Below are 12,279 nucleotides of genomic sequence, written 5' to 3'. Positions count from 1 at the left end.
AAGGAACATCCGATGCAACATCTTCTGAAAGACAGTGATCTGAACAAAGCCCAGATCGAAACGCTGATTGCGCTGGGCAAAGCAGTGAAAGCCGACCCGAAGAAGTACAGCCAGGCGCTTGCCGGCAAGAGCGTGGTTACCCTGTTCGAGAAACCCTCCCTGCGCACCCGGGTCACCTTCGACATCGGCATCGCCAAGCTGGGCGGCCATAGCGTCTATCTGGATCAGCAGAACGGCGCGCTGGGCAAGCGGGAGTCGGTGAAGGATTTCGCCACCAACCTGTCGCGCTGGTGTGATGCCATTGTCGCCCGGGTGTTCGATCACCAGACTCTGGTCGAGCTGGCAGAGCACGGCACAGTGCCGGTGGTGAACAGCCTGTGCAACCTCTACCACCCCTGTCAGGGGCTGGCCGACTTTATGACCATTGCCGAGCACTACGACGACCTGTCGAAGGTGAAGCTTGCCTACCTCGGTGATGGCAACAACGTCAGCCACTCTCTGCTGCTGCTGGGGGCGACACTGGGCACCGACGTGACCCTCATCTGCCCGAAAGGCCACGGCCCGGATACCCAGATCTTCCTGCAGGCGCAGGCACTGGCGGCCAAGTCGGGGGCGACCATCCACATCAGCGATGACGTGGCTGATATCGAAGGGTTCGACGTGGCCTACACAGATACCTGGGTCTCCATGGGCGACAACACCCCGATGGAGCAGGTCAAAGACCTCTTTATGCCTTACCAGATCAATCAGGCCCTGCTCGACCGCACCGGCATCCAGCATGTGCTGCATTGCCAGCCGGCTCATCGGGAGCTGGAGATCACCTCGCAGGTGATGGATGGCCCCGCCTCCCTCATCATGGACGAGGCCGAAAACCGGATGCATATCCAGAACGCCGTGTTGCTGACCCTTCTTGGCGGCAAGTAACGCGGTACTCAACCTGAATCACGACACCTTTATTGAATCATCATCGAATCATCATGGAGAGAAGTAAAATGAGCGGAATCAACAAGATCGTACTGGCTTACTCGGGTGGACTGGATACCTCGGCCATCATTCCCTGGCTGAAAGAGCACTATGACGCCGAAATCATCGCCTTCGTAGCTGACGTCGGTCAGGAGCGCGACGATCTGGAAGGGATCGAGCAAAAAGCCATCGCCTCCGGCGCCACCAAGTGCATCATCAAGGATCTGCGCGAAGAGTTCGTCAAAGAGTACGTCTACCCGACCCTGAAGACTGGCGCTGTCTATGAGGGCACCTATCTGCTGGGCACCTCCATGGCCCGTCCGGTGATCGCCAAGGCGATGGTCGAGGCCGCGCTGGCGGAAGGGGCCGATGCCATCTCCCACGGCTGCACCGGCAAGGGTAACGATCAGGTGCGTTTCGAAGGTGCGGTTGCCGCGCTGGCGCCCCAGCTGAAAGTCATCGCCCCGTGGCGGATCTGGGACATGCGCTCCCGGGAAGATCTGCTCTCCTATCTGGAGACCCGCAACATCCCCTGCAAAGCGACCCTGAAGAAGATCTACAGCCGCGACGCCAACGCCTGGCACATCTCCACCGAGGGGGGCGAGCTGGAGAGCACCTGGAACGAGCCGTCCGAAGCGGTCTGGCAGTGGACCGTACCGGCCGAACAGGCACCGGATCAGCCGGAGTACGTCAAGCTGACCGTGGCGCAGGGTGAAGTGGTGGCCGTTGACGACCAGCCGCTCAGCCCGCACCAGATCCTGATGACCCTGAACGAGCGTGCCGGCAAGCACGGCGTGGGCCGCATCGACATCACCGAAAACCGGATGGTGGGGATGAAGTCCCGCGGCTGCTACGAGACCCCGGGCGGTACCGTGATGGTCGCCGCGCTGCGCGCCGTGGAAGAGCTGGTACTGGATCGCCCGACCCGCGCCTGGCGGGAAAAGCTGGGTGCCGAGTTCTCCCATCTGGTCTATGACGGTCGCTGGTTCACTCCGCTGTGCAAGGCGATCCTCGCCTCGGCCAACGCCATCGCCGAAGATCTCGACGGTGAAGTGGTGCTGAAGATGTACAAGGGTCAGGTCACTGCGGTGCAGAAGAAGTCGCCGAACAGCCTCTACTCCGAAGACTTCGCCACCTTCGGCGCCGATGAAGTGTATGACCAGAGCCATGCCGAAGGCTTTATCCGTCTCTACACCCTGGCCAGCCGGATCCGCGCCATGAAGGAGCAACATCAGGCTATCGGTGGCGATCACACCCACGGCTAAGCAAGCGCGATAACCCGTTGATTCCGTTGAGGGGGCATGGCCCCCTCTTCTACTGGCAGAGGACATAACCCCTGAGCCATCATCGGCGGGTGTGACAAGAGCGGCAGCGCCCCGGCCGCTTCTGTGAGATAACAGGCTCGCAGAAAAACAGGGCACGATTTCAAGCTCGGTGGCCAGGGCGCCGCCGACAACGCATTCAAGGAGAGCAGTATGGCACTTTGGGGTGGACGCTTCAGTCAGGGAGCCGATAGCCGGTTCAAGCAGTTCAACGATTCGCTGCGGTTCGATTACCGGCTGGCGGAGCAGGATATTCAGGGCTCCATGGCCTGGGCCCGCGCGCTGGTGAAAGTGGGCGTGTTGACCGCCGATGAGCAGGGCAAGTTGCAGCAGGCGATGGAAGTGCTGCTCGCCTCGGTGCAGCAGGATCCCCAGCAGATCCTGAGCTCGGACGCCGAAGATATCCACTCCTGGGTCGAGAGCCAGCTCATCGCCGCCGTCGGCGATCTTGGCAAGAAGCTGCACACCGGCCGCTCCCGCAACGATCAGGTCGCCACCGACCTGAAACTCTGGTGCAAGGCGCAGGGCGAGCTGCTGCTCGGCTCCATCACCGCCCTGCAGCAGGGGCTGGTCGCCTCCGCTCGCGCCAATCAGCCTGCGGTGCTGCCCGGTTACACCCACCTGCAGCGGGCACAGCCGGTCACCTTCGCCCACTGGGCGCTGGCCTATGTGGAGATGCTGGAGCGGGACTACTCCCGGCTGCAGGATGCCCTCAAGCGCCTCGACACCAGCCCGCTCGGCTGCGGCGCGCTGGCGGGCACTGCCTATGCCATCGACCGCGAAGCCTTGGCGCTCGACATGGGCTTTGCCGGTGCCACCCGCAACAGTCTGGATTCGGTCTCCGATCGGGATCACGTGGTGGAGTTGATGCACGTGGCATCCCTCTCCATGACCCACCTGTCGCGCTTTGCCGAAGATCTCATCTTCTACAACACCGGCGAGGCGGGCTTTGTCGAGCTCTCCGATGCGGTCACCTCAGGCTCCTCCCTGATGCCGCAGAAGAAGAACCCGGATGCGCTGGAGCTTATTCGTGGCAAGACCGGCCGGGTGGTCGGCTCCCAGATGGGCATGCTGATGAGCCTCAAGGCGCTGCCGCTGGCCTACAACAAGGACATGCAGGAAGACAAAGAGGGGCTGTTCGATGCCCTCGACACCTGGCACGACTGCCTCGATATGGCGGCGCTGGTGCTGATCGATCTGAAAGTGAATGGCGAGCGCACCATGGCTGCGGCGCAGGGCGGCTATGCTAACGCCACCGAGCTGGCGGACTATCTGGTGGCCAAGGGGATCCCGTTCCGTGAAGCGCACCATATCGTCGGTGAAACCGTGGTCTTTGCCATCAGCGTGGGCCGCCCGCTGGAGGAGCTCTCCATCGGCGAGTTCCAGCGCTTCAGCCCGGTGATCGAGTTCGACGTCTACCCCAATCTGGAGCTGGAAGCGACCCTGGCCAAGCGGGTCGCCAAAGGCGGCGTCGCCCGCGAGCAGGTTGAGGCAGCCCTGACCGCAGCCGAAACTTGGCTGGCAAAACGGACGGGTTAAACCAACCTGCTTGTCATTCGAACTAGAAAGCAAAACGGCAACCTCGGTTGCCGTTTTTTATTGCTCACCGCAGTTCAGGCGCTGGCATTTAGCAGCTTGCCAACCCCCTCTCCCTTGCCATTTGGCAGGGTCTGTTTAAAGGCACCGAGCAGCTGATCGAGGTTGAGATGGCTGGCACCGAGGGAATCCTTGAGGGTATCGAGCTCACTTTGCAGGGCATCGAGGCGGGTGCTCTGGGTGCCGCTCGCCAGCTGGTTGCGGGCGCTGTCGATGGCAGCCGGGAGGGATTGGCCACCATTCTCCTGCCCCAAGGTCTGCATCAGCTCCCCCATAAAGTGGTTGATGGCCGAGCGGTTCTGCTCGCTGTCGGCATCCTTGACAGCCAGCCGCTGGAACAAGCTCTGGACGGTCGGGGCAAGGCGATCCTCCTGCACGGTTTGCTGCACAGGCTCGGGTTTGGCACTGCTGCCAAGCAGCTGGCTGCCCAGTTTGAGGGCAATCGAGGCAAGGGGAAGCAGGCTGCTGATCATGATAACTCTCCGCGACAACGACCCTTGATGATGTTGCCAAGAGATGTGCATAAGCGGGGCCAGCACGGCAATAAAACGCACCGCACCGGCTAATCCCTTGAATGGCTGATCTATTTATTCAACCAGCACACCAGCACGCAGGAGATAGCCGAGCGCAAAGGGGAGTCAGGCGGCCAGTAGCTGCCGCCACGGGCGGTAGTGGCAATGTGGTGGCAAAGTGTTTTGTCGCCCACCCGAGCCGCGCCCCCTTCCTTTCACACCCGGATCGCCAACTCTTTTAGCCACTTGCGCAGCCGCCCGTTGGCGTTGAGATAGGGGGAGGCGCTATTGAACTGGATCATCCGCCCGAGCGTCCACTTCTCATACCAGAGGCAGCCATACAGCTGCTGGTCGCTGCGCGCCTCCACCAGTTCGATGATGCATCCTCTGGCGGCAGCCAATCGCTGCAACAACGCCGGATAGCAGAGCCCCTCGTAATCCCGATAGAACTTTTGGGCCAGCCTGCCCAACTCGTTCCACTTAAAACCGGTTTCGGGAAAATCCACTGGCAGACCTGCCGCATCCCGCTCGATCCACTTGATCAGCAGTTCACTCCAGCCGATAAGGTAGGCCAGCAGATTGGCGACGCTCATGGTGGTTCCCTTGCTGTGCCCTGCCAGGGTCGGCTCCCGCACCCGGCTCTCGGGGACGGCCTGCAACGCCTTGAACAACTTGCTGAAATTGGTATCGATCGCGAGTAGCAGCTCGGCCTTGTTTTGCGGGATCCCCATTGCTCTCCCCTTTTCAGGTTTGCTTGCGGCGCAACCGAAGCGATTGCCGCAACCAAGGCAGCACGTTACGCTAGCCCTCTTCATCCTGTACAGCTCATCCAGTACAGGTCAACCATCACGGCAAGATCGGCAATGAATCAACTAATCAGCTATATCAGGGCCATTCATCGACAGGCGAGCCCCGTCACCCTCACACGCCAAGAGAGTGAACACTATAGCGAGCATGATGAGAGCGGCACTGTGATCCAGCACCAGATAACCACCAGCTGGTTTGCCAATGGGGTCGTCATCCGCCAGCAAACCGAACAGGACGAAGCGCCATCGCAGCAGCTTTGTGCCGAGTGCTGGATCAGCTATCGGGTCATCGCCAGTCCCATCCCCATCACTCCAGCCAGCAAGCTGTTTCACAACCACTGTCAGGAGCGATTCTGGTTGAAGGTGCAGGGCATCACGCAGCAAGGGTGATTGGTGCGCCCGTGAGCAGGGCGCGGCAGGGGGAAACAAAAAGAGGCTCCAAAGAGCCTCTTTTTATGTCCGTATCTGAACCCGGCTCAGCCCAGTAGCAGATAGAGCTGGTGAGCGGCCACCCCGGCGCACAAGCCGCCGACCGTGTGGGCGACAATGGCGCGGGAGGTGAGGTGGCGATAGCCGAGGGCATCGAGCATGGCGGTGTGGGTGCTCAAAAAGCCACTCCAGCACATCCCCATGGCGGTAAACACTGCAACCTCGTTACCGGTGATCCACCCCTTGGCGATAAAAGGCGGCACCAGTGACATGGCGGCACCGACCGCACCAAGCGAGGTGGCCGGGAAGGCAACCAGCTCCGGCTGCTGGAAGCCGAACAGCAGGTCAAACAGCCAGCTCACCTTGGCGGCCAGCACCGGCAGCAGGGCTACCCCCTGAAACGCTTCGCCGGTATAGCCCTTGTCGCCGGGGCCGAAGGTGAGCAGCATCACGAAGGTACTGATGATCAGCACCCCGGGGATCACCGCCATACCCAGCTCCACGCCAGATTTGCCGCCATCAAGCAGAGAGTTGAGGATCCGCAGCCAGCCGGGAGCCGCCTCTTTGGTCACCCCTACCTTGCGGCCGTCGGACGATACAGCGTCATCGTTCAGCACTTCCCCCACCAAGGGGCGGATCATCCGCTGCATCAGCCGGGTAGAGACCACCGAGCCCACCAGAGCACCCAGCAACCCGATCAGCGCCGCGCTGGCAGTGGATTCACCGCTCGGCAGCTGCAAGGTGGCCATAAAGGTCACCACGATAAGCCCCATGCCAAAGGCGGTGCCGAAGTTGGTGAGCGACACCAGTTGCCACGGAGTGAAGCCCTTGCGAAAGCGGCTGTCCTTGGCGAGGCTGATCACCGCCGGGTTGTCGGAGAAGAAGGTCATCAGGGCCGCCAGGGCGGTGCGACCGGGCAGGCGAAACACCGGCTTCATCAGCGGGGCCAGCAGCACCTCCAGCAGGCGGATCACCCCGAATTCGCTCAAGAGCTGGCTCAGGGCACCGGAGAGCACCGTGATCCCCATGATAAAGAGCACGGTATTGAGCAGCAGCTGGTGGGCGGTATTGAACAGGGTGTTGACCATGGCAGAAAGACCCATCTGACTACCGAGGTAACCGAACAGGCTGCCGAGAATAAGCAGCACCAGCACGGGTTCCATCCAGTTCCGAATGGCGGCAAGTCGCCCCTTTGACTCTATAACTACATGATTTTCCATATCTATCCTGCGGTTCATCTGTGCGTGTGTGGTTGTTTTTATGGTTAAAAAATGGCTGCGCCAAATAGAAAAAAGCCCTTGTCTTGCGACAAGGGCTTTTTGAATTGGCTCCTCCTACTGGACTTGAACCAGTGACATACGGATTAACAGTCCGCCGTTCTACCGACTGAACTAAGGAGGAATTGTAATTGGTGCCCAGAGACGGAATCGAACCGCCGACACGGGGATTTTCAATCCCCTGCTCTACCGACTGAGCTATCTGGGCAAATGGTGCCGGCTACCGGAATCGAACTGGTGACCTACTGATTACAAGTCAGTTGCTCTACCTACTGAGCTAAGCCGGCACACTTTAAACCATTGTGCATGAACAAATTTTTTATTTCATGGCACCAAAATTGGTGCCCAGAGACGGAATCGAACCGCCGACACGGGGATTTTCAATCCCCTGCTCTACCGACTGAGCTATCTGGGCGTGGGCGCTATTAAACGGATTTTAAGGCGGATGGTCAACGGGAAATTTCACTTTTTGTCTCGTTCGTCTCTTTTTTGCGCAACATCGTCCATTTCTGCCACTTCTTCGGCACAGGCCGCGCGTTTTCGCCCCCAGACTCTGGGTTCCTCCCCCTTGAGCAGGCGGGAGATGTTCTCGTGATGGCGGATCAGAATGAGGCAGGAGAGCAGGGAGACTGGCAGGGTATATTCGGGTTTGAGCAGATAGGTAAAGAGCGGCGTCAGCAGCATGGTAATGATGGAGGCCAGCGAGGAGTAGCCGCTCACCAGCAGCACCAGCAGCCAGGTGCCAATCACGGCGCCCCCCATGGTAAAGCCGATGGGCATCATGGTGCCAAGAGCGGTGGCGACCCCTTTACCACCACGAAAATGAAAGAAGATGGGATACATATGGCCGAGGCAGGCGGCGACCCCGATAAAGCCGAGGTAGACGGGTTTGATCTGCAGATACCAGGCGAGATAGACAGGCACAGTGCCCTTAAGCACATCAAGCAGCAGCACCACCAGCGCCGCCATCCGGCCACCGAGGCGCAGCACATTGGTTGCCCCCGGATTATGGGAGCCATGATCCCGCGGGTCGGGCAGACCGGTGCAGCGGGAGACCAGCACAGCACTGGATAGTGAACCACCCAGGTAGGCCAGAATAATCATCAAAATCGTCAGGGCCGTCATCTTGGTCGTTTTTACCACGATATGAATGGGGTATGATGCGGGCCACATACGCTGGCATGGGCCCATGCCCACCCAGAGCGCCTCGGCAAGCCTGTTGCCCGGCCAGCATCCCTGCGCTGTCATCACAGCCCATCAAGAGTAAAGAAGAAGTACAGTCATGGACAAGGTGTTTATTCGCGGACTCGAAGTTTTGACCACCATCGGTGTATATGAGTGGGAGAAGGGCATTCGCCAAAAGCTCCGTTTTGACCTCGAGATGGGGTTCGACAACCGCCCCGCGGCAGCAACCGACGACATCAATCTGGCACTGGATTATGCCGACCTCTCCAACAAGATTTGCGAGCATGTCACCGGCAAGGTGGTCGAGCTGGTCGAGACCATGGCCGAGCAGGTTGCCATGCTGGTGCTCGCCGACGAGCGGGTACTGTGGGTCAAGGTGACCCTCACCAAGCCGGGCGCCGTGCCCAATGCCGCCGGGGTCGGTGTCGAGATCCTGCGCCATCGCACCCCGGCCGCGAGCAGCAACTGATGACCACCATCTATATCAGCCTGGGCTCCAACATCGAGCGGGAGCGCCACATTCGCGCCGGGCTCGATGCCCTGCACGCCGAATTTGGCGAGCTGCGGGTCTCCCGGGTATTCGAGAGCGAAGCGGTCGGCTTCAACGGCCGCCCCTTCTACAACCTGGTGGCGGCTGCCGAGACCGATCTGCCGCTGGCCACCGTCTGCCAGCGACTGCGGGCCATGGAGTTCGCCCACGGCCGCGAGCCGGATGCCAAGAAGTTCGCCCCGCGCACCCTGGATCTCGATCTGCTGCTCTATGGCGATCTGGTCTGCGACACCCCGCTGGTGCTGCCGCGCGGTGAAGTGCTCACCAACGCCTTCGTGCTCTGGCCGCTGGCCGAGCTGGCCCCCAAACTGCGCCACCCGGTCAATGGCCGCACCATGGGCGATCTGTGGCAAGCCTATGACAAGGCCTCCCAGCAGTTGTGCCCCATTCCCTTTCACTGGGAAGCGTGCGAATTGCAGCATCACTGATCCGCAAGGGCGCCTCACAGCGCCCTTGTTGTTTCCACGGACAGGGTTGCTTATCACGGATAAGAAAGTGTCATTGGGCCTGCCCCTGCGAGGCTGGCAGGATAGCGCCCACTACAGGAGAACCCCATGCCACTCGATACCATTCACCATTTCAACTGCCAGCTACTGGCCGAACTGCCCCACCAGCGCTATGAGCATGAACCCATCCTCGACTACGCCACCGATGAAAAGGTCAAGGCCCGCCTCGGCTGGCAGGCGGAGTTCAGCAAGACCCTGTTTCTCAAGTTCAAGGATGGCCGCTTCGCCCTGCTGCTGACCCACAGGGACGGACGGCTCGACAACAAGGCGGTCAAGGCCGCACTCGGTGCCAAGCCCTCCATCTGCACCGCCGAAGAGATGCAGGCGGAGATCGGCTGCCTGCCGGGGGCGGTCTGCCCCTTCCTGCCCCGCGCCGATATTCCGCTACTGGTGGATCCGCAACTGCTCAACCACACCGCCTTCACCTGGACTCCGGGCCACCCGGAGCAGACCTTTCTGCTGGCGACCGAGCATCTGGCCGAAGTGCTGGCGCAGCTCCCCTGCGAGGTCAGCTATCTGCCCGCACCGACGGCGTAGCCCCATCACGCGCCAGCTGGGCGAAGATCAGCGCCGCCAGCATGGAGAGCAACCCGACACAGAGGTAGGTAAGATGGAACCCGGCCAGCCACTGCCCCTCGGCCGCTAAGGTGCCCGCTGAGGTGCCCGCCGAGAAGAGCCCGAGCAGGCTGGCGGCAATCGCCACCCCCAAGCTCATGGAGAGCTGCATCACCACCGAGAGCAGGCCGTTGCCACTGCTGGCCAGGGTCGGGCTGAGATCTTGCAGCGTGAGAGTGTTCATGGCGGAGAACTGCAGCGAGTTGATGGCGCCGAAGATCGCCAGCCAGCCCAGCAGGACCCCGTAGGGGAGCTGGTTGTCGATAAAGTAGAAGCTGGCGATCATCGCCCCCAGCAACAGGGTGTTGCCGATCAAGATGCGGCGATAACCCACCTTCGGAATCAGCTTGTTCACCAGCGTCTTGGTCAGCATGGCGCCAATCACGGTGGGGATCATGGTCATCCCCGCCTTGCTCGGGGAGAAGCCGAGCCCCAGCTGCAGAAACAGCGGGGTGAGGAAGGGCATGGCGCCGCTGCCGAGGCGGGCAAACAGGTTGCCCCAGATGCCGATGGCAAAGGTGGTGGTCTTGAACAGGTTCAGGCTAAAGAGCGGCTGCTGTGCATTGGCGGCATAGAGCCAGTAGCTCGCCATCGCCGCCAAGCCGAAGATCAGTGCAAACAGCGCCCAACCGGTGGAGATGCTGTGCTCCCCCAGCCCCTGCAAGCCGACCGACACCAGCACCATGCCGACGCTGAACATCACAAAGCCCTGCCAGTCGAACCGGGCGGTCTGCTGCCGCAGCTCCGGCATAAAGTGCCAACTGGCGATAAAGCCGAGCAGCCCCACCGGCAGGTTGATGAGAAATACCCAGTGCCAGCTCGCCACTTCCACCAGCCAGCCACCGAGTGCCGGCCCCATCAGCGGGCCGAGCAGCCCCGGGATGGTGACAAACGACATCACCCGCAGCAGCTCGTGCTTGTCATAGACCCGCAGCACCGCCAACCGTCCCACCGGCATCAGCAGCGCACCGCCAATCCCCTGAAGCACCCGGGCGGCCACCAGCATGGAGAGCGAATTGGAGGCGGCACAGGCGAGCGAGCCGAGGGTAAAGAGCGAGATGGCGGCCAGATAGATACGGCGGGTGCCGAACCTGTCTGCCAGCCAGCCGGAGGCCGGGATCAGCAGCGCCACCGTCAGCATGTAGGCGATGATCACCGACTGCATCTGCAGCGGGCTCTCTCCCAAGGTCTCGGCCATGCTGGGCAGGGCGGTGTTGAGAATGGTGCCATCCAGCGCCTGCATAAAGAAACCGACCGCCGCCAGCAGGGGCAGCCACTTGCGCTGGGCAGGGGTCACCCCGAGTGAAACTTCCGCCATAACAGACCACCTCCACTTCAGGAATAAAAAGACCCGCTCTCGTTGTTACGGGCGGGTCATCTCAAACATCAGGCATCCGGTTGGCCAAGCATGGCCTTGAGCTGCTCTTCGAGGCTGGGCTCGGGAGCCTTGAGCGTATCAAGGAACAGCCGCTCTATCCCCGCCTTGTCCTGACTTTTCACGATAAACACCAGTCGGGACTGGGCTTTGCCCTCCGGCCAGTCGCCCAGCGCCTGCAGCGGATAGAGCTGGCCGTGGACGCCGTGGATCACCACCGGCTGGCTCTCCCCTTCCAGCTGCAAGATCCCCTTGAGGCGCAGCAGGGCATCGCCATACTGTGCCTGCACCGCATCGATGGCGGCCAGCAGGCGAGAGGGCTTGAGCGGCTCACCGATACGCAGGGAGAAACTCTCGATGTTGCCGTGCTCGAAGTGGGTGGGCGCAGCTGTGCCCACCTTGGCGGCGAACGGCTGCATCTTCGGTTGCATCGGTGACGCCAGCCCCTGCTTGGGGGATTCGGTGCGCAGCCAGGCCAGCAGCTGGCGCACATCGCGCCCCGCCGCTTCGTTGTAGGCGCCGAGCTTCTCCAGCACTGCTGGCGACAGTTCGCCATTGGTTACCTGCTGGATGGGGGCCGCCGGATTGAGTGCCGCCAGCTGGGCTTCGACCCGCGCCAGCTGCTCGCAATCCACCATATCGCCTTTGCTCACCACCAGCAGATCCGCCAGCGCCACCTGTTTCACCGCTTCATATTGAGCCGCCAACTGCTGCTCGATATGGCCGGCATCCACCACGGTGACGGTGCCATCGAAGCGGTAGCGCTGGGCGATAAAGCCCTCTTCCCTCAACGTGAAGAGCACGGGGGCCGGATCGGCCAGACCGGTGGTCTCGATAATCAGCCGCTTGAACGGTTTGATCTTGCGCTGGATGGCCTTCATAAACAGCCCCTGCAGCGCCTCCACCAAAGAGCCCTGTACCGAGCAGCAGATGCAGCCGGAGTCGAGCAGCACCACCTGCTCATCCACCTGTTGCACCAGATGGTGATCCAACCCCACCGAGCCGAACTCGTTGATCAGCACGGCGCACTCGCCAAGCTCCGGCTGCTTGACCCAGTGGTTGAGCAGAGTTGTCTTGCCGCTGCCGAGAAAGCCGGTCAGCAGGGTCACTGGGATACGGGTATCTTGCATATCGGTCATGTCA

The 12,279-nt window shown here is 61.2% G+C and carries 13 protein-coding genes and 4 tRNA genes; 7 read left to right on the top strand and 10 right to left on the bottom strand.

All coding sequences use genetic code 11. The features are described from left to right. Nucleotides 1–12: 12 nt before the first annotated feature. The 3 genes from AB5Y71_RS04385 (at nt 13) to argH (ending at nt 3,824) form a co-directional block, all read left to right on the top strand. Nucleotides 13–924, top strand: coding sequence for an ornithine carbamoyltransferase (locus AB5Y71_RS04385; protein WP_368171076.1), 912 nt, complete (start codon nt 13–15; stop codon nt 922–924). Nucleotides 925–992: 68 nt separating this feature from the next. Continuing rightward, nucleotides 993–2,228: an argininosuccinate synthase gene (locus AB5Y71_RS04380; RefSeq protein WP_033115910.1), complete on the top strand. Its 1,236-nt coding sequence runs from the start codon at nt 993–995 to the stop codon at nt 2,226–2,228. 210 nt (nt 2,229–2,438) lie between these two features. Beyond that, nucleotides 2,439–3,824: an argininosuccinate lyase gene (argH, locus tag AB5Y71_RS04375; RefSeq protein WP_368171075.1), complete on the top strand. Its 1,386-nt coding sequence runs from the start codon at nt 2,439–2,441 to the stop codon at nt 3,822–3,824. A 74-nt stretch (nt 3,825–3,898) separates the two neighbouring features. Here the strand turns inward: argH and AB5Y71_RS04370 are convergent, their stop codons facing one another. Together AB5Y71_RS04370 and AB5Y71_RS04365 are read right to left on the bottom strand one after the other, a co-directional pair. Continuing rightward, complete coding sequence (locus AB5Y71_RS04370; protein ID WP_236292469.1) at nt 3,899–4,354, bottom strand: hypothetical protein; 456 nt, start codon at nt 4,352–4,354, stop codon at nt 3,899–3,901. Between the two features lie 254 nt (nt 4,355–4,608). Then, nucleotides 4,609–5,124 (bottom strand): ClbS/DfsB family four-helix bundle protein, encoded by a 516-nt coding sequence (locus AB5Y71_RS04365; protein ID WP_128815834.1) that lies wholly within the window; start codon nt 5,122–5,124, stop codon nt 4,609–4,611. 132 nt (nt 5,125–5,256) lie between these two features. Between AB5Y71_RS04365 and AB5Y71_RS04360 the strand changes: the two genes are divergently transcribed. Further along, nucleotides 5,257–5,589: a nucleotidyltransferase family protein gene (locus AB5Y71_RS04360; RefSeq protein ID WP_139747733.1), complete on the top strand. Its 333-nt coding sequence runs from the start codon at nt 5,257–5,259 to the stop codon at nt 5,587–5,589. A gap of 86 nt (nt 5,590–5,675) precedes the next feature. Here AB5Y71_RS04360 and AB5Y71_RS04355 read toward each other — a convergent pair whose 3' ends face one another. From AB5Y71_RS04355 to plsY, 6 genes are all read right to left on the bottom strand, one after another. Continuing rightward, nucleotides 5,676–6,848 (bottom strand): nucleoside recognition domain-containing protein, encoded by a 1,173-nt coding sequence (locus AB5Y71_RS04355; protein WP_040068962.1) that lies wholly within the window; start codon nt 6,846–6,848, stop codon nt 5,676–5,678. 105 nt (nt 6,849–6,953) lie between these two features. Continuing rightward, a tRNA-Asn gene (locus tag AB5Y71_RS04350) sits at nt 6,954–7,029 on the bottom strand. 8 nt (nt 7,030–7,037) lie between these two features. Further along, nucleotides 7,038–7,113: transfer RNA gene (locus tag AB5Y71_RS04345), tRNA-Phe, on the bottom strand. A gap of 3 nt (nt 7,114–7,116) precedes the next feature. Next, nucleotides 7,117–7,192: transfer RNA gene (locus AB5Y71_RS04340), tRNA-Thr, on the bottom strand. A 52-nt stretch (nt 7,193–7,244) separates the two neighbouring features. After that, nucleotides 7,245–7,320: transfer RNA gene (locus AB5Y71_RS04335), tRNA-Phe, on the bottom strand. Nucleotides 7,321–7,367: 47 nt separating this feature from the next. Beyond that, nucleotides 7,368–8,030, bottom strand: coding sequence for a glycerol-3-phosphate 1-O-acyltransferase PlsY (plsY, locus tag AB5Y71_RS04330; protein ID WP_368171074.1), 663 nt, complete (start codon nt 8,028–8,030; stop codon nt 7,368–7,370). A 157-nt stretch (nt 8,031–8,187) separates the two neighbouring features. Between plsY and folB the strand changes: the two genes are divergently transcribed. From folB to AB5Y71_RS04315, 3 genes are all read left to right on the top strand, one after another. Beyond that, a complete protein-coding gene (folB, locus tag AB5Y71_RS04325) occupies nt 8,188–8,559 on the top strand; it encodes a dihydroneopterin aldolase (protein ID WP_322862853.1) in 372 nt (123 codons plus the stop codon). Further along, nucleotides 8,559–9,068, top strand: a complete 510-nt coding sequence (gene folK, locus AB5Y71_RS04320; RefSeq protein WP_368171073.1) for a 2-amino-4-hydroxy-6-hydroxymethyldihydropteridine diphosphokinase — start codon at nt 8,559–8,561, stop codon at nt 9,066–9,068. The genes folB and folK overlap by 1 nt, the downstream gene beginning before the upstream one ends. A 126-nt stretch (nt 9,069–9,194) precedes the next feature. Then, entirely contained in the window at nt 9,195–9,683 is a 489-nt protein-coding gene (locus AB5Y71_RS04315; protein ID WP_005336108.1) for a YbaK/EbsC family protein, read from the top strand. Here the strand turns inward: AB5Y71_RS04315 and mdtD are convergent. Together mdtD and AB5Y71_RS04305 are read right to left on the bottom strand one after the other, a co-directional pair. After that, entirely contained in the window at nt 9,655–11,079 is a 1,425-nt protein-coding gene (mdtD, locus tag AB5Y71_RS04310; RefSeq protein WP_368171072.1) for a multidrug transporter subunit MdtD, read from the bottom strand. The genes AB5Y71_RS04315 and mdtD overlap by 29 nt on opposite strands. Nucleotides 11,080–11,147: 68 nt before the next feature. Further along, nucleotides 11,148–12,275: a GTP-binding protein gene (locus AB5Y71_RS04305; RefSeq protein WP_368171071.1), complete on the bottom strand. Its 1,128-nt coding sequence runs from the start codon at nt 12,273–12,275 to the stop codon at nt 11,148–11,150. Between the last annotated feature and the right edge of the window lie 4 nt (nt 12,276–12,279).

It is taken from the genome of Aeromonas sp. R9-2 (genome assembly GCF_040908025.1).
In the GTDB taxonomy this organism is placed as follows: domain Bacteria; phylum Pseudomonadota; class Gammaproteobacteria; order Enterobacterales; family Aeromonadaceae; genus Aeromonas; species Aeromonas veronii.
Note: the sequence above shows the minus strand (reverse complement) of the source record. Positions and strands in the feature narration are given on the sequence as shown.